The sequence below is a fragment of the Paenibacillus sp. genome (assembly GCF_031177825.1).
Taxonomy (GTDB): domain Bacteria; phylum Bacillota; class Bacilli; order Paenibacillales; family YIM-B00363; genus Paenibacillus_AE.
In genome coordinates this window covers 255,295-271,938 of the sequence record NZ_JAPSKE010000001.1, presented here as the reverse complement: position 1 = coordinate 271,938, position 16,644 = coordinate 255,295, and the positions used below count along the sequence as shown (strand labels likewise).

Here is a 16,644-nt window from a genome sequence, read left to right as displayed (position 1 = left end):
AAAGAGGGGGAGATATCTTCATGCAGGCCGAACTCATTAACCCGTTCTTGACTTCTTCGATACAAGTCTTCGAGACGATCATTCAAGTGAAGCCGACCGTGGGTAAACTGCAGATGAAGCAGATGCAATATACGGATAATTACGTATGGCTCAAGATTCGCATACACGGCCAGATGGAGAAGGAGATTATGTTCGGCTTCCCCGACACGATGGCGATGAATATCGTGTCGGCGATGCTCGGCGGCTACACGGTCACGGAACTCGACGACATGTGCCGGAGCGCCGTCGCGGAGCTGGGCAATATGATCAGCGGCAACGCCAGCACGATGCTGTATCACAACGGCATCGCCGTCGACATTACGCCGCCGAGCCTCGTCGGCGACGGCGCGATCGATTGGGGCAAGAAGGCTGTCAGCATCCCGTTATCGGTCGAGCGGATCGGAGACTTCGATATCAATATTCTCGTCTGACGTTGAAGCACGGAGGAACGCTGCCCATGGGTAGGCTGGGGTTTATCGTCAACGCCGCTTCCGGCAACGGGCGAGGGGCGAAGGTTTGGGCCGCGGTCGAAAGGGAGCTTTCGGCGCGGGGCGTGCCGTACGACGCCTTCCGAACGGAAGCGTCCGGCCACGCGACGGCGCTCGCGCAGCGGATGGTCCGGGAGCGGGCGTACGACTCGATCACGGCGATCGGAGGCGACGGCACGGTGAACGAGGTCGCGGCGGGGCTGCTCGGCAGCGGCGCTGCGCTCGGGCATATCGGCGCCGGCTCGGGCAACGATTTCGCGCGGGCCATGGGATTGCCTTCGGAGCCGGGCGAGGCGGTCGAGGCGCTCGTACGCGGGGAGCGGCTCGAGATCGACGTCGGCCGCGCAGGCGGGCGCGTCTTCGTCAATTCGTTCGGCTCCGGCTTCGACGGAGAAGTGGCCGCTAGGTCGAACGGCTCTCCATGGAAGCGGTGGATGAATAAGATCGGGCTGGGCGCCGTCTCCTACGGTATGATCGTATTGGCGGCGCTCGGCGCATACCGCCCCGCGCGGGTCCACGTCGCGCTGGACGGCCGATCGTACGACTTCGACAACGTATGGCTCGTCGTCGCGGCGAATTTGCCGTATCTCGGCGGCGGAATGCATATTTGTCCCGGCGCGTCCGCGACGGACGGCGTCATGGACGTGTGCGTCGTGCACGGCCTCGGGCGGCTGCGGCTGCTGCGCCACTTCCCGCTCATCTACCGCGGCGCGCATGTCTCGTTGCCATACGTTACAATGCTGCGCGGCGAGCGCCTGAGTTTGAAGAGCGATCGCGCGCTGGCCTGCCACGTGGACGGCGAAACCGCCGAACCGTTCGCTTCCGAGCTGACGCTCGTTCCGCGAGGGCTCTCGTTGATCGTTCCGGAGCGCCGATAATGAGAGGTGCAACCGGTTTCGCCGATTCGGCGGGGCGGGTTGTTTCGGCATGTTCCGAAGGAGTCTCCGGTCGTTCTATGCTACAATGGAAGCGTTGCACTCGGAATCTGGGGAGGAACGAACCATGTATGAAGCGCTGCACCATGTCGCGGTCGTCGTCGTCGATCTGGAACGGGCCAGACGATTCTACGGCGGCGTGCTCGGACTCGAGGAATTGGACAGCCGTCCCGCCTTTCCGTTCCCCGGCGCGTGGTATGCGCTCGGGGCGGATCAGCTGCATCTGATCGTGCATGACGAGGCCAAGACGCTGCGAGGCGCCTCCGCGATCGATTCGAAAGACGGCCACTTCGCCGTTCGCGTGCGCGACGCCTCGGAAGTGAGAGCCCGCCTCGAGGCGGCCGGCTGGCCGTTCGACGATCGCCCTCGGAGCATCACGGGGTGGCACCAGTTGTTCACGACGGATCCGGACGGCAACGTTCTGGAATTCAACAGCAAAATTCCCTCGCGGGAGGAAGGCGACAAGAACGAATGACAAAGAAAACCGTAGTCGCCCTGGTAGGAGACTATTATCATCGCGCGTCGTGGGCGGAAGCGGCGCTTCGCCGCGCTGCGGCCGGCCTGGATGACGTACGATTGCAGTTCGTCGAGGAAACGGGATTCGAAGCGGCGTTGGAGGAAGGTCCCGGGATGGTCGTCTTGTTCAAGGAGGATCGCGTCGATCCGAACGCGGACGAGCCGCGTCGCTGGATGAGCGAAGCGCTGCAACGGAAAGCGTCGGCCTACGTTGAAGCGGGAGGGAGCTGGCTCGCGTGGCATTCCGGTCTGGCGAGTTACGATCCTGAGGGGCCTTACGTGAAGATGCTTCGAGGGTATTTCGAATTCCATCCGGCGCTGCATCAGCAGGTGCGTTACGTTCCGACGGCGGCGGACGAAGCCGCTTACGAATTGTACGACGAGCATTACTTCGTCGCGTGCGACGAAGCGAACACGCACGTCTTCCTGCGATCGTCCTCCGTGGACGGCGATTCGATCGCAGGCTGGTCTCACGCGTTCGGCCGAGGCTTCGTCGCTTGTTACACGCCGGCGCACAACGAAGAGGCGTTGCGCGGGGAAGCCGTCGCCTCGACGCTTCGCAAGCTGCTCGCGCGCGGGCTCGGTCTGTAGCCAGGGTAGAGACTACTTCTTGTTCGCGCGGTTCCGATTGAGGCGCGTGTACGTAAACAGCGCCGCGAGCACCATCGCGCCGATGGCGATGCTCTCCGTCGTCTCCGGATCGACGCCGAAGGCGGCGCAGACGAGTTTCGCGAGATTGTTCGTGGCGAAGGCGACGAGCAAGATGATCAATGGGCGGAAAAAGTTATACTTTTGCAATCGGGAAGCCTCCTCAGGAAGTCGTGCGTTTCGGTTATTCGTTACGGAACGAAAGCTTATCATATACTTCTACGCGATTCTTGCCGTTGCGTTTCGCCGCATACAGCGCCCGATCCGCCCGCTCGATGAAAGGGACGATACCGGCCGAGGTCGGGCGCGTCATGCTGGAGACGCCGACGCTGATCGTGACGACCGGAAGTACGTCCGATTGCGGATGGGGGATCGCCAGCGATTCGATGGTCGTTTGAAGCTGCTCGGCCACGATCTCGGCGCCGAACACGTCCGTCTCCGGCAGCAGCACCGCGAATTCTTCGCCGCCGAAACGCGCGAGCAGATCGCCCGGCCGCTTCAGCATCCGGCCCGCCGCCGCGGTGACGCGCTTCAAGCAGTCGTCTCCGGTTAGATGGCCGTACATATCGTTATATTGCTTGAAGTTGTCGATGTCGAACAACAGCAAGGCGATCGGCAGCTTGTTGCGCCTCGCGCGATTGACTTCGCGGATCATTACCGCGTCGAAATATCGCCGGTTCGCGATGTTCGTGAGCCCGTCCAGCTGGGACAGCCGCTGAAGCCGTTCCTTCTCGATGCTGCGCTTGGTTACGTTCCGCAGCACGACTTGGAGCAGCTTCTTCCTGTTATGCTCGACGAATGCGGCGGTGCCTTCGACGTCGATGACTTCCCGTGTTTTCCTACGAACGAGCTTCGTCTCGAACGCGGGGAGCTCGCCGGACCCCATGCCGTAGATGCGCTGCATCAACAACTCCATCTTGCGTTGCGCGTCGGGCATCAAGTAGTCGAACAAATTCGTGCCTAGCAGCTCGTCCGGATGATCGGCTTGCACGAGACGAGCGCACGCTTCGTTGCAGAAGACGATCTCGCCTTCGTCGTGGATGAAGATCGCGTCCGGAGACAGATGCACGAGCGTGCGGTACCGCTCCTCGCTCTCCCGGATGAACCGTTCGGTCCGCTTGCGCTCCGTAATGTCTCGGGTGACGCCGAGCAGCGATTCCGGCCGACCGGAGGCGGCGTCGAAGAACGGCGTCAGCGTCGTCTCGACGATGCGTTCGTTGCCGAGGAAGGTGACCGGTTCCTCGTACAGGATGGTGCGGCGGCAGTCGACGGCCTCCGTAAACTTGTCTTGCACGAAGTCGACGACGTCCCGCGGCAGCGTCTCCTGAATCGTGCGGCCGATTATCGCCTCCGTCAGGCCGGTATGACGCAAGTACGCGGCGTTGACGGATTCGAAACGGAACTCGTAAGGAGCCGAGCCGGTCGCGCGCACTAAAAACAGTAAATCGTCGGTTGTATCGATATAGAGCTTCGAGAGCTTCGTAATGTCCATCCATTTCCCTAACCTTTCACTGATGCGGGGACGAAACAACGCCACTAAACAATAATTAGTACTATACCATATTATCGAAGAAATCAGGTTATGAATTGAGAGGGATTTCCTTGTTTATTTTGCAACTCGGGCCGCTCAGCCTGAACGGTCCGTTGCTCCTGCTGCTGGCGTTCGGCGCGGCCGGCTATTCGGTCGTCCGCGCGTCCGGCATCGGCGGGGAGGCGAAGGACCGCATCCGTTCCGACTTGCTCGGAGGCGGCATCCTCTGGCTTCTCGTTTGGAAAACGTCCCTTCTCTGGCTCGATCCGCAAGGCGTTCTCGCCGCGCCGTCATCGCTCTTGTATCTCGAAGGCGGAACGACGGGGCGGTACGCGGCGACCGGGATCGCCGTCGTTTACGTAGCGCTGCGCTGGCGCGCCTCCTCGCGTCTGCTCGCGTCGGGCGCGGCGGCGCTGGCGTTGTACGCCGCATCGGGCGCGCTCGCGATGCAGCTCGGCTACGCGGCGCTCGGGCGGCCCGAATTCGCCCCTGCGACCGCGGCGGCAGGCGCGCTCGCGACCGGCGTCTGGTTCGCGGTTCGGCAAGCCTGGCGCCGTGCGGAGACGGTTCGCAAGGCCGCGAGCGAATCGGCGGTCTGGGTCGTCGCGGCGGCGCTGCTGCTCGGCGTCGCGGCGGAAGCGGCGCACGTCTACGAGGCGCGGGAGCGCGAAGCGTCCGCCGGCGTCGGTTCCGCGGCCGGGCAGCTCGCGCCGGACGTCGAGCTGACGCTGCCGGACGGCACGAGCTCGACGCTGTCCGCTTACCGCGGACGTCCCGTGTTCGTGAACTTCTGGGCGAGCTGGTGTCCGCCGTGCCGCGCGGAGATGCCCTCCTTGCAGCGGCTGCACGAGGCGTTCGATCCGCGGGGCGTCGTCGTGCTCGCCGTCAACATGACGACGACGGAAACCCGCTCCGAAGCTGGGGGACGCTACCTCGCGGAGCGCGGGCTCACGATGCCCGCCGTATCGGATGCGAGCGGGGAGGCGCAACGCGCGTTCCGCGTCCGCGCGTATCCGACGTCGTTCGCGATCGACGCGGACGGCGTCATCGTCGGGCGATACGAAGGCGCGATGCATTATCGGGCGATGGCGGAAGAGGTCGAGCGGCTGCTGTCGTCCTCGACCGCCGATAGGAGGGAGCGGCCATGAATGGAATCGCCACCGTCACGCTGAACGCGGCGATCGACATCACGCGAAAAAACGCTGAACGCGCATTGACTATTTTCGAGATGGAGAGCAGACTATTGTAAAATCCTGTGGGATTAAGGAGCGTTATCGATGCCTTATATCAACCTGCAAATTACGAAAGGCGCGACTCGCGAGCAAAAGGCTCAAGTCGTTAAGGAGTTTACGGAGACGCTCGTTCGCGTGTTGGGGAAGAAGCCGGAACATACCCATATCGTGATCCAAGAGATCGAGGACGAAATTTGGGGATTTTCTGGGATTTTAACGGACGATTTTCGAAAACAAGGCGCTGCCGGCCAAGATTCCTGAGAAAGGAGGGTTCCTATGGCATTGTTTCAATGTCAGTTTTTCGCCGAAACGCTCGGCGTGCAAGCGACGATGAACGTGATCCTGCCGCAGCGCCGAGGGCGGCCGCCGGAAGGAGGGCACCCGGTGCTCTACCTGCTTCACGGCAACTCGGACGACCATACGATATGGCTTCGACGCACGTCGGTGGAACGGTACGCCGAGGCGAGAAACCTCGCGGTCGTCATGCCGGCCGTCAATCGCAGCTATTATACGGATATGGCGTACGGCCCGAACTATTGGACGTTCGTGAGCGAGGAGCTGCCGGAGACGGCGCAATCGTTCTTCCCGATCGCCGAGCGTAGGGAGGGGCGTTTCGTCGCCGGATTGTCGATGGGCGGCTACGGCGCCTTCAAGCTGGCGCTGCGCCATCCCGATCGGTTCGCCGCGGCGGCGAGCTTGTCTGGAGCGCTCGATGTACATCGCATGTGGGACATTCGCGAAGCGGACATGAAGCTGATCTTCGGGAAACGCAGCCGCATTCGGGGCAGCGACGACGACCTCTTCGCCTTGGCGCGAAAGAGGGTCGAAGAGGGAGCGACGCTGCCGAAGCTGTATCAGTGCTGCGGCACGGAGGATTTCCTGTATCAAGATAATGTACGGTTTCGTGCGCACGCCGAGGAACTCGGCTGCGAACTGTCTTACCGCGAGGAAGCGGGAGATCACGAATGGGCCTACTGGGATCGGAACATCGAACGCGTGATCCAATGGTTGCCGCTGCCATGATCGCTACGATTTTATTATTGTTGTCGATCGGCATCCTCGCGTCGACGTTCGGCAGTATCGTGGGCTTAGGCGGAGGTATTATTATCATCCCGGCTCTTTTGTACTTGGATCCTATCCTCTTGCATCAGGGCATCTCCACCGCATCGGCCGTCGGAACGTCCATGGTCGTGTTGGTCGTCACCGCGCTGTCGTCGACGCTCGCATTCCATAAGCAGAAGAAGGTGGACGTTCGGAGCGGCTTGCTATTCTTCGCCAGCAGCGGTCCTGCAGCGTTATTCGGCGCTTCGTTCACGGGACTGATCGCGCCCGGCCCGTTCCGGATCGGCTTCGGCTGCTTTATTTTGTTCGTGTCCGCACTGCTCTTGCTGAAGAGCCGCTTGAGGCCGTTGCCGATCTCCTGGAAATATCGTAGATCTTACACGGATGCAGCGGGTATTACGCATCATTATGGATACAACCTATCGCTGGCTCTTCTTGTCGGCTTTGGCGTCGGTTTCGTATCCGGCCTGTTCGGCATCGGCGGCGGATCGTTGTTCGTGCCGCTCATGATCCTGCTCTTCGCCTACCCCGCGCATCTCGCCACGGCCACATCGATGTTCGTCATCTTCTTAAGCTCGATCACGGGCAGCCTTGGCCATATGCTCTATGGCGAGATCGACTGGTTCAGCGCTTTATTCCTCGCGCCGGGCGCCTGGATCGGCGGCCGATGGGGCGCCGCGATCGCCAATCGATTAAGCGGGAACGCGCTTCTGTGGGTAATGCGAGTCGCAATGGCGCTGCTCGGCGTGCGAATGATATGGAGCGGCGTCTCGTTGGGAGAGTAATGTGCGGACTACGAAGAACAGACGTTACAAAAAGAACAAGAAAGAAAGCTAAAACAACAGCGAGAGCGAGGACAAGGATGCCGACCCAAAAAGTATTCCATTATGATGCATTCTCAGCCATTGCAAACAAAGGAAATCCAGCGGGCGTTGTTTTGAATGCCGATACATTAGAAGCAGCCGAAATGCAATCCATTGCAAGGGAGGTTGGATTCAACGAGACCGTCTTTGTTCTGTCCTCAAATAAGGCGGATCTAAGAGTACGGTATTTTACACCCGGTCATGAGATGAATTTATGCGGTCATGCAACGATTGCGTCTTTGTATTGCTTATGGACGAAGGGGCTGTTGAACTATCATGAACAAATAACGATCGAAACGAAGATCGGGACGCTCCCGATTTTTTTTGAAACGAACAACGGACAATTATTTATAACGATGAAACAAGACCGACCGGAGTTCATTCCGTTTCATGGTTCGATTTCCGACCTTGCCCATAGCATGGGTTTGTCTCTAGAGGATATAGATGCTACAAAGCCGATTGTTTATGGAAGCACAGGTACTTGGACGTTGTTGGTGCCTATACGAAGTTTAAGTTGTTTCAACCGAATGGAACCAAAGAACGCTTTATTCCCAAGTATATTGCGCGAAAATCCGAAATCGTCGGTTCATCCTTTTTGTATTGAAACTTACGATAAGGAAGCAATGATGCATGCAAGGCATTTTTCATCTCCTTACTCAGGTACTACCGAGGATGCGGTGACAGGTACAGCATCAGGTGTGATGGGGGCGTACTACTTAACGTACCTCGAGCATGAGGAACGCTCTATAAACTTTATCGTTGAACAAGGTTATGAGGTAAATAAAGAGGGTAGAGTTTTTGTGAAAGTTCGCCGACACGACTCCACCATTGAAGTGTTTATTTCCGGAACAGCGGTTTTCGTCAAAGAGCTTGAAGTTCAGTATGCGTAATCGGAAGTGATGAGAAAATTATGATGTTAAATAACAAAAATGGAGCGGGACTCGCGGATGTGTAAAATAAAAGGCGTCATTTTCGACATGGACAATACCATATTACGGTCGAGAATTGACTTTGAGGGCATGAAACAGGAGACCTTTAATTTTCTAGTTACCCGTGGAATACTCCCAAGAGAACTTGAACTAACAAATCATACGACTTCGACGATAATAAAAGAAGCAACGAAGTCCACTAGAATGACTGAAGAAGTGCTCCATGATCTGTGGGAGATCCCTAAGCGGTTTGAGATCGAGGGCATGAAGGGCGCCGAATTGGAAGCCGGGGTCACCGATACTCTTGACGAGTTGAAAGGAAGATGTCGGTTATCCATCGTTACGAATAACTCGAATCAAGCCGCAGAAACAGCGCTCAAAGACAACAACATCCTAGATTATTTCGATTACATCGTCGGCAGGGAAACCATGGGGGTCTTAAAACCAGCCCCTGACGGATACAACATGATATTGGAAAAGTACAACGATATTTCAATTCGGGAATGGATTTCAGTGGGCGATTCTTGGATCGATGGGATGGCTTCCTCGGCGGCTGGAATTACATTTATATCGTATCAAGGCGATGTAGAAAAGATGAATAAGATGGGTGTAGTTCCATATGCAACGATAACGGCATTTAGCGAACTACTTCTGATCGCTCGATAAGAAGACGGAATTACAAATATTATGCGTATAGTTGGTGATGGCTTCATCGTAATCGGGATAAGTATATCCGAAAGTATACGCCACAGACTTCGAGTATTTTCTAAATAACTCGTAACAAACCATTAAAGACCGCCACATTTCTTGGTATCCGTTCTCGGAATAGGTCGACAGCAAAGTTTCCCAATCTTCATTCGAAAGATAACGTTCCAAAAATTTATAGTTCTTCCCCACGCTAAACGTGAAGCCTTGCTCCGATCCGACATGCCAGGTCATCATTCTCAACAAATTAGGTCGAGCAATTTCGTTTAAATGGTCGATTGCAAAAAGGATTTCTTTTCTCGCCAGCCCTTTAACGATGTAAGTCGAAACCATCCAGAACTCATTGCAGCAATCGTCAAATTCTCTCGCGGTCGGCTTTTTAATCCAATAGGCGGAGTCCGAAGCAAGCACTTTATTTTTAACGAGAGTATCTTTATCAAGTAGGACCTCAAACAAACCGTCGCTCTTTGTAACATAATCCTCAACCTCGTTTATCGGTATAAGCGTCAGGTCTAATTTATTCCCGTCATCGAAGAGAATTAAGTATGAAAACCAATTCCCTAATTCCGGCGGAAAAAGCTCCATATCCTCGGGTTTTTGCATCATCATCCGCTTCCCGAAAATGTCGAGCCATTGATCGCTAGTCTTGAAGGAGTCGATATCTGTTACAAAGTAAGAAATGTCATAATCTTGAAATGGATCGGAGGGAATATTTCGATTTGTACGCGAACCTTCCAAAATCGCCAATCGGATTCTATCGTCGTTCTTTGCAAAATCCATAAGCATTTTCAGCATCTCTTGTTCGTTTCTTACCATACAGTCGTCCTCCGTTCCAACCCATTTTTATAATGAACCGTAAACCGTCGCAGGCATGTATTACAATTTCGACGTTGTGTTATCGTACGTTTTGAGCGGAGGGAGGGGCAATGATGTTCTCGGCGGTTGTGCTTGATCTCGACGGCACTTTACTCGATAGAAACAAAAATGTCTCAGAGCGTAATCAAAAGGCCATTATGAATTGCTATGCGAACGGCATGAAAGTAATCTTTGCGACAGCGCGACCTCCAAGGGCGGTTAAAGCATTATTGCCGGAAGAGCTGTTATCGATCGGCTCTTTCATTTTCTACAATGGGGCATTAATTTCTTGTAAAACAACAGGTACGGATGTACATGTTCCGATTGACGTAAACCTTTCCAATGAGCTATTAGACTTCTGTCTTCAAAGCCAGGCGAATATCGAAATTAGTGTCGAGGTGAAAGATGAATGGTATAGCTTGACAGAAATGGATTATTCGATGATCCAGAGAAGAGAGGGAGATCCAATCGTCAAAACCTTAAGCGAACTAAAGGAGTATGAGCCGACAAAAATACTGATCACGTCGTTCGGCGATGGCGCTCCTATTTTATCAAAATTTGCGTCCGATTTACATATGGTCGTTACAGATCATGGAAAGTTATTGCAGGTCATGAGTAAGAAGGCTTCGAAGGAGAATGGGATTCAACTGTTATGCAATCGGCTGGGAATCGACTTAGCTCGGATCATAGCATTCGGAGACGATCATAATGACCGGGGAATGTTTTCGATTTCCGGGTACTCGGTGGCTATGGGAAATGCGATCGGGGAGTTGAAGGAAGCAGCGAACGAGGTTACTGCGAATAACGACGATGACGGCGTGGCCCTCGTTCTCGAAAGAATGTATCGAGTATAGATTATGAAACAAAAGTTTGGCGATTATTCGCCATTTTGGAATGAGGAGAGGAAGGGATAGGATGCTTTACGATCTCCAAGGAGAAGCCAGTATGACGCCGATTGTGGGAATGTTATATTCCGCAGTAGTACAAAATAGCCAGCGACTACAGCTAATTACTAAAGGCATGTCGCAAGAAGAAGTAGATTTCAAGGGGCCGAATCATACCCATAATAGTACCGCTCAGTTGCTCAGGCATATCGCGTATGTGGATCTGAACTGGGTTTATAGAATGAAAGGGCAGCCGCTTCCTGTTTCTTTACAAGAGGAATATGGACCCATGATCGATGCAAATCATAGGCTTCCGATGGTGAAGGGGGTGTCATTGAACACGCTGGTGTCTAAATATGAACACGTGATCCGAATGCTGAAAGATACATGTACTCATATAACGGATGAAGACCTAGATAAAATCGTTACCTTCGGGCATGAAAACGAGAAACAAGCAACCCTGCGTTGGGGTCTATGGCATATGGCGGACCATAGCCGCTACCATCAGGCTCACATCAATCAGCTAAGAAAGTGGTACAAGGGAATGTAACGCGAGGCGAGCGAGAAAAAGCGGGGAGACGCGTGCGTCTCCCCGCTTTTTTCGACTCAATCCTATCGGCCGTTCACCGGTTGGTCTACCGACGATTGCAGCCGAACGAGCTTCATCAAGAAGCTTGCCGCTTCGGCGCGCGTGACTTTCTTGTCCGGGTTCCAACGGCCGTCCTCGATGTTCAGCAGCTGAAGCTTGACGGAGAGCGCCGCGGCGCCCGGATGCTCGATGCTTCCGACATCCGAGGCGCCGCCGATGACCGGGTCGTCCCCCAGCAGTTCGGCCAGGCGATCATAGCCCAGCACGTGCGCCGCCCATATAGCCAACTCTTCTCGGGTCAATCCTTCGTCGGATCCGAACGACGAGCCGGCCTCATGCTCCGTACCGATCCAGCCCATCATGGCAAGAACGCGAAACGCCTTGTGCAGCTCGTCGTCGACGGAGACGTCCGCATAATACGGCTTCTCTTCCGTACCGTTCGGACCGTAGTATCCTTCGTTCGCATAATGCGGATTCAGGGCAGCCGCGAGCCAACGGGACCACTGCGCCCGCGTAATGACGCCATCCGGATTCGCGCGGCCGCCTTCGTCCGCGTCCAGGACCCGGAATTGCGCCAGCGTCCGAAGGTCCGATTCGGCGGCATGCCCCTCGATATCGATCGGGTCGACCGGCTCGCCCGTCGGCTGAGGGATCCCGAAGCCCCTTGAGACCCACTTGCCCGTTGCCGCATCCAAGACGAACGCTTCGTTGCCGGATTTCCACTCGTGGCGGTACGTCAGCCGAATCTTCTCCTCGACCCTCTCGCCGTTGTCCACGTAATATCCGCCGAAGCGGTCGTATCGCAGCGCCAGATCGGAGCGTTCGAGCCAGAGGCGTTCGGCTTCCGCTTTCCCGAACGCCGCCTTCTTCGGAAGCTCGGACGCTTCCGGCACCGGACCGGAGCTCCACGCAGCGTAGGATACCAATTGTCCGTCCTTGCTCAGCTGCAGCCGGACGCTGGCGTCCTGCAGCGGGTATTCGTTGCGGAACGGCTGGTAAACGAACGTATACTCGTCCTCGGATGGATTCGGAGGCATGCCGGGCGTCGATCCCTCGATCCGCTTCAACGTTTCCTTCGCATCCGGGAACAGCTTCGCGACAAGGTCGTCGGCTTTCCGCTTCGCTTCCGTTTCGGAGATCGGCTTGCCGGTCTCCTGCTCGGGCTTGGGAAGCGCGCCATACGGCGAGAACAGGTCTTTCCGAATTTCGTAAACTTGCCCGTTCTCCGCGTCGACCGTCGCCGTGACGCCAGGAGGGAAGCCCATCGGGGAGGGGCTGCCTTCTCTCCATGTCAGCCTCCATACAGAACGCTTTACGTTGAAATCTTCCTGCAGCGAATGCTGTTCCAATTCATAGTCGTCCGGCAAGCGGTACACCGACGCGACGATTTCCTCGGCTTGCGCCCGGGTGATCGTCTTCCCCTCCGGTCGCGCCGGCTGGTAGGCCGCTCCTGCGGAGGGCGCAATCGCCTCGTACCGAACTGCTGCGTCCCCCTTAGGGATTTCCATGCCGTCGAAACCGATCCAATCGCCCGTGATCGCGTCCATTACGCCTGAATGAGACGGCGCAGGGACCCAAGCGAGCGCCCATTTCGGCTCTTCGCGGTAAGGGTTCAAGTTGACGTAAGCCAGCTGCAGTTCAAGATGCTCCTCGTAGGCCGCCATGACCTTCTCCTTCGCGATCGGATTCGCCGCCGGCGGCATGTCGTCGGGGAGAGGCTGATACGACAGCTGCGTCGCGTTGCCGTTCCCGTCGATTCCGACGTGGACGGACCGGAACGTCACCGGAATTCCGTGATGTTCCGTCTCGAAGTAGAACGAATACCGGAACGGTCCGAACAGCGCCCCGTCATACGAATCGGCGTCTCTTACCGACAACGCGACGCCGTCCAACGAGGGAACGGCTCGCTTGACGAGCGCTTCGGCGGTCTTCCGCGCTTCTTCGCGACTCACTTTAGGCGGGTAGAACGACGGTTCCCCGAGCACGAATTCCGGTACATACATCGACAATACGTCCCCCGTCATCGCGTCCATCTCGGTGGAAAATCCGTGCGTACCGCGACCGTCGGCGCTCGTGACCGACCAATTCAAGTTCCACACCGCTTCCCTCGCCGGAGGGAAGCGGTCGCTGCCGAACCGGATATGATCGAGCTTCGCCTCGCGAAGCGCGGGAAACAGCTTCTTCATGCGCGCTTCCGCTTCCTCGCCGGAGATGTTCGCCGTTTCCTCCGTTACCGACATCGTCGCGGAACCGTTAGGCGAGGTTTCGTCGCTTGCATCGACGGCGGTATCGACGACCGTACCGACGCTCGCGCCTGCGCTTGCACTTGCGCTCGTCCGCGCCGCCCAAGCGGGCAGCGCCGCCCCCATCACCATCGTGAGCGTCATCGTGCTCACGACCGCCGCTTGAAACCGCTTCATTTTCTTGCGCTGATTGCCCATGTCATCCTCCCTTATAAATGAAGTTCACGTAGGTAATACGTAGTTATTAATGGCAAAGATTCCCTAAAGTGGATTAATGCACCCAAAGTCCTGGTTCTCAGTCCGACAAACGCCTGTTCGAAGTTACCTGAATAAGGTAATATCGAGAGGTGGGGCATCTAAGTTGTCCTGGGAGGGGGGGCGTTATGGAACATCCGACATGCGATTCGTTGGTCGTTCGTCAGTATATGGAACGGGATATCCCGCATTTAATAAAAATGAGGTTTGATTTTACTGCAGAATCCAAAGAAATCGACGCAAGTCTATACGAAGCTTTTTATCAAGAATGCCTCGATTTTTTCGAAGACCTTAAGGACTCGAATAACTGGGAAACGGCGTTAAAGCTTCGCGTAACCGAGGATCAACGGAAATTCGTGCCATCCGTTGCCGTCTCGCTTGCCAAGGTTTATATAAAACCGGATGGAGAACATGTCGAATATATCCCCTTCGCCATATACAACAACGACAAAATGGTAGGATTCATCATGCACGCTTACGAAGAGAACACGGAAAACATGTACTGGATTAACGGATTTTTCATCGACGAGAGAGAACAAGGGAGAGGATACGGCGGAAGCGCTCTCTCCCTAATGATCTCTTGGATACAAAATAAGTTTACGCAATGCAAAGAGATACGACTTACCGTACATCGGGAAAACGGCAAGGCGAGAAGCTTTTATCTTCAACGAGGCTTCGAAGGTACGGGGGCATGGTTCGGAGAAGAAGAAATATTGAAACTGAATGTATAGGAGGGGTCGAATGAATCCGCCCAAGCATATCGTTTCAGCGGCTGCGATCGTCTTGAACGAAAACAACGAAGTATTGCTCATTAAAGGACCGCGCAGGGGGTGGGAGATGCCGGGCGGCCAAGTCGAACTTGGCGAATCCCTCGCTCAAGCTGCAATCCGGGAAACGAAGGAAGAGGCCGGGATCGATATCGAGATCGTCAAGTTCTGCGGCATTTTCCATAATGTAGAGGGTTGTATCTGCAATACGCTGTTTCTTGCGAAGGCGATCGGAGGAGAACCGACGGCAACGAGCGAAAGTCTGGAGACGGGCTTCTTCCCGATCGAAGAGGCTTTGCAGATGGTCGACTACTTAAACTTCAAGGACAGAATCGAAATGAGTCTGAAACTTGAAGGAAATCCGATTTATGTAGAGTTTAACGGGTATTAGCATGGAGTACCGTATCCGGCAAGTGGAAAGTTCCGTAATCATTCGTGATTTGGACGAATTGCTTGCTCAAAGTAAACTTGAAGGGTTTCGCTTTGTCCAACGCCTCGTCGACGAGTACATAGAGGGGCATAACCGTTTCGATCGACCAGGCGAGTCGCTATATGCCTGCTATGCGGATTCGAGGATCGTCGGAATTTGCGGGGTGAATCGGGTGTCGGCGGGGGATGGAATTCGCGTAGGGCGCGTACGAAGATTTTATGTGCTGCCTGCTTTTCGGAGGTTGGGGGTCGGGAGAAAGTTAATGCAAGCATTACTGGCCGATGCGGCGGGCACATTCGATGTGTTGCAGTTGAGGACGGATTCGATTCCAGCCGATCGATTCTATCGATCTCTTGGCTTTACGAAAGACGACGATCACGAGGAGGTAACCCACTCCATCAGAATCCTAAATAATAGAATTCTATAAAAGGGAACAAATGTTCTTCCTTTAGCTGGCACATAATGGTATACTTGTGAGGTACAATTGAATCTTGGGTGGGCATAGTTTCCCTTCGAAGGGAGGTGGAACTATGGAGTTAAAGGACGCAATCTCGATTATGCTGTTATTCGCATCTTTCGTCGTTGCCCTTTTAACCTACATCGGGAATAACTACCGAAGAAAGTAAAAACCCACCCCAAGGTTGAGAGCCGAAGGTGGGTTTTTTCTTGAGTACAGCTTGAGGGAATACCCCGCCCAAGCCAATTGTATAGCCGAGTGTTCGCCGCACTCGGCTTTGTTTATTAAATCATATCATAAAGAATTTTCGAATGAAACCCTAAAAAAGGCAATTTGGCCCCGCCGGACAACGATTATTGGAGCTTAAGTCGCATTTCAGAACAGGAAAAAGAGGTGTCATGCGGTTGGGATCGCTCATGACGGAACCGTTGTATGGAACGCTGGAGCGTTCGGAGTCGGAATACATGCTCGATCGAATGACCGCGATCCGGGAGAGAGCGGGGAATCCGGAAGGCGTCGAGTTCGAACGATTCGGCGGCGCGTTGGCATTCTACAGTAAATCGATGCCCTGGCCTCAGTTCAATACGGTGAAGCTGCTATCCGAAGAAGAAATCGATGTTTTGGACGACATTATCGAATTCTACCAAGCTCGCGGTCGGATTCCGCAATTCGAAATTACGCCGGGCAACGGAACGAAGAAGCTATTCCAAGCGCTTCATTCCCGTGGATATTACCAATCGGGCTTCCACGCATCCTTGTATGCCGAACCGACCGGGTCTGGCTTGCCGGCAGTCGACGATTCGATCCGAATCCGAGAGATCGGGAAGGAAGAGGCTGAACTCTATGCGACGATTCATTGCAGAGGCACCGGCTTAGGCGACGATGGAATTCCTTACGTTGCTAGTAATAACGAAGTGTTGATGGGGCGCGCGGGCTGGCGATTCTACGTCGCGGAATGGCACGGAGAGCCCGGCGCGGTCGGCGTCATGTTCGCGAAGGATCGGACGGCATCGCTCACCTTCGCGGCGACGCTGCCGGAATTCAGAAACCGGGGACTGCAGACGGCGTTGATCGCGAGACGGATGCGGGAAGCCCGGACGGCGCGGTGCGAGCTCGTCGTAGGACAAGCCTCCTATGCGTCGCAGAGTTCCCGGAACATGGAGAGGACAGGAATGAGATTGGGGTATACGCGCGCGACTTGGTCGAAAGGGTGAGG

20 protein-coding genes and 1 pseudogene are annotated in these 16,644 nt (G+C 55.3%); 17 read left to right on the top strand and 4 right to left on the bottom strand.

What is annotated here, in order from left to right; genetic code table 11:
* Window positions 1-20 precede the first annotated feature (20 nt).
* From RIN49_RS01190 to RIN49_RS01175, 4 genes are all read left to right on the top strand, one after another.
* A complete protein-coding gene (locus tag RIN49_RS01190; protein ID WP_309118331.1) occupies window positions 21-470 on the top strand; it encodes a chemotaxis protein CheX in 450 nt (149 codons plus the stop codon).
* Window positions 471-496: 26 nt separating this feature from the next.
* Window positions 497-1,405, top strand: a complete 909-nt coding sequence (locus RIN49_RS01185; protein WP_309118330.1) for a diacylglycerol/lipid kinase family protein — start codon at window positions 497-499, stop codon at window positions 1,403-1,405.
* A gap of 124 nt (window positions 1,406-1,529) precedes the next feature.
* Window positions 1,530-1,937, top strand: a complete 408-nt coding sequence (locus tag RIN49_RS01180; protein ID WP_309118329.1) for a VOC family protein — start codon at window positions 1,530-1,532, stop codon at window positions 1,935-1,937.
* Complete coding sequence (locus tag RIN49_RS01175; RefSeq protein ID WP_309118328.1) at window positions 1,934-2,569, top strand: ThuA domain-containing protein; 636 nt, start codon at window positions 1,934-1,936, stop codon at window positions 2,567-2,569. Before RIN49_RS01180 ends, RIN49_RS01175 begins: the two co-directional genes overlap by 4 nt.
* 12 nt (window positions 2,570-2,581) lie before the next feature.
* Here RIN49_RS01175 and RIN49_RS01170 read toward each other — a convergent pair whose 3' ends face one another.
* Window positions 2,582-2,776, bottom strand: coding sequence for a hypothetical protein (locus RIN49_RS01170; protein WP_138196440.1), 195 nt, complete (start codon window positions 2,774-2,776; stop codon window positions 2,582-2,584).
* Between the two features lie 34 nt (window positions 2,777-2,810).
* Window positions 2,811-4,118 (bottom strand): sensor domain-containing diguanylate cyclase, encoded by a 1,308-nt coding sequence (locus RIN49_RS01165; RefSeq protein WP_309118327.1) that lies wholly within the window; start codon window positions 4,116-4,118, stop codon window positions 2,811-2,813.
* A gap of 110 nt (window positions 4,119-4,228) precedes the next feature.
* Between RIN49_RS01165 and RIN49_RS01160 the strand changes: the two genes are divergently transcribed.
* From RIN49_RS01160 to RIN49_RS01135, 6 genes are all read left to right on the top strand, one after another.
* Complete coding sequence (locus RIN49_RS01160; protein ID WP_309118326.1) at window positions 4,229-5,305, top strand: TlpA family protein disulfide reductase; 1,077 nt, start codon at window positions 4,229-4,231, stop codon at window positions 5,303-5,305.
* A 129-nt stretch (window positions 5,306-5,434) separates the two neighbouring features.
* Window positions 5,435-5,650 (top strand): tautomerase family protein, encoded by a 216-nt coding sequence (locus RIN49_RS01155; RefSeq protein ID WP_309118325.1) that lies wholly within the window; start codon window positions 5,435-5,437, stop codon window positions 5,648-5,650.
* A 15-nt stretch (window positions 5,651-5,665) separates the two neighbouring features.
* Window positions 5,666-6,412, top strand: a complete 747-nt coding sequence (locus RIN49_RS01150) for an alpha/beta hydrolase (protein WP_309118324.1) — start codon at window positions 5,666-5,668, stop codon at window positions 6,410-6,412.
* Window positions 6,409-7,236 (top strand): sulfite exporter TauE/SafE family protein, encoded by an 828-nt coding sequence (locus tag RIN49_RS01145; RefSeq protein ID WP_309118323.1) that lies wholly within the window; start codon window positions 6,409-6,411, stop codon window positions 7,234-7,236. Before RIN49_RS01150 ends, RIN49_RS01145 begins: the two co-directional genes overlap by 4 nt.
* A gap of 77 nt (window positions 7,237-7,313) precedes the next feature.
* Window positions 7,314-8,204 (top strand): PhzF family phenazine biosynthesis protein, encoded by an 891-nt coding sequence (locus RIN49_RS01140; protein WP_309118322.1) that lies wholly within the window; start codon window positions 7,314-7,316, stop codon window positions 8,202-8,204.
* 39 nt (window positions 8,205-8,243) lie between these two features.
* On the top strand, window positions 8,244-8,909 hold the full coding sequence (locus RIN49_RS01135; RefSeq protein ID WP_309118321.1) for an HAD family hydrolase: 666 nt from the start codon (window positions 8,244-8,246) through the stop codon (window positions 8,907-8,909).
* Here RIN49_RS01135 and ant(6) read toward each other — a convergent pair.
* Window positions 8,889-9,764 carry an aminoglycoside 6-adenylyltransferase gene (gene ant(6), locus RIN49_RS01130; protein ID WP_309118320.1) on the bottom strand — a complete coding sequence of 292 codons (876 nt, stop codon included), beginning with the start codon at window positions 9,762-9,764 and terminating at the stop codon, window positions 8,889-8,891. The two genes, RIN49_RS01135 and ant(6), sit on opposite strands and share 21 nt — an antisense overlap.
* A 110-nt stretch (window positions 9,765-9,874) precedes the next feature.
* Here ant(6) and RIN49_RS01125 point away from each other — a divergent pair, with 110 nt between their 5' ends.
* Both RIN49_RS01125 and RIN49_RS01120 read left to right on the top strand, forming a co-directional pair.
* Window positions 9,875-10,657, top strand: coding sequence for a Cof-type HAD-IIB family hydrolase (locus RIN49_RS01125; RefSeq protein WP_309118319.1), 783 nt, complete (start codon window positions 9,875-9,877; stop codon window positions 10,655-10,657).
* Between the two features lie 61 nt (window positions 10,658-10,718).
* Window positions 10,719-11,237, top strand: coding sequence for a DinB family protein (locus RIN49_RS01120; protein WP_309118318.1), 519 nt, complete (start codon window positions 10,719-10,721; stop codon window positions 11,235-11,237).
* Window positions 11,238-11,299: 62 nt separating this feature from the next.
* Here RIN49_RS01120 and RIN49_RS01115 read toward each other — a convergent pair whose 3' ends face one another.
* Window positions 11,300-13,717 (bottom strand): YcdB/YcdC domain-containing protein, encoded by a 2,418-nt coding sequence (locus RIN49_RS01115; protein WP_309118317.1) that lies wholly within the window; start codon window positions 13,715-13,717, stop codon window positions 11,300-11,302.
* A 362-nt stretch (window positions 13,718-14,079) separates the two neighbouring features.
* Here RIN49_RS01115 and RIN49_RS01110 point away from each other — a divergent pair.
* The 5 genes and pseudogenes from RIN49_RS01110 to RIN49_RS01095 form a co-directional block, all read left to right on the top strand.
* Window positions 14,080-14,505, top strand: a pseudogene (locus RIN49_RS01110) (GNAT family N-acetyltransferase); the annotation flags it as partial.
* Window positions 14,506-14,515: 10 nt separating this feature from the next.
* The gene (locus tag RIN49_RS01105) at window positions 14,516-14,932 is read left to right on the top strand and encodes an NUDIX hydrolase (protein WP_309118316.1); all 417 of its coding nucleotides are present in this window, start codon (window positions 14,516-14,518) and stop codon (window positions 14,930-14,932) included.
* A 1-nt stretch (window position 14,933) separates the two neighbouring features.
* Window positions 14,934-15,398 (top strand): GNAT family N-acetyltransferase, encoded by a 465-nt coding sequence (locus tag RIN49_RS28740; protein WP_375295191.1) that lies wholly within the window; start codon window positions 14,934-14,936, stop codon window positions 15,396-15,398.
* Window positions 15,399-15,501: 103 nt separating this feature from the next.
* The gene (locus RIN49_RS01100) at window positions 15,502-15,597 is read left to right on the top strand and encodes a putative holin-like toxin (RefSeq protein ID WP_309118315.1); all 96 of its coding nucleotides are present in this window, start codon (window positions 15,502-15,504) and stop codon (window positions 15,595-15,597) included.
* Between the two features lie 229 nt (window positions 15,598-15,826).
* On the top strand, window positions 15,827-16,642 hold the full coding sequence (locus RIN49_RS01095; protein ID WP_309118314.1) for a GNAT family N-acetyltransferase: 816 nt from the start codon (window positions 15,827-15,829) through the stop codon (window positions 16,640-16,642).
* Window positions 16,643-16,644 lie beyond the last annotated feature (2 nt).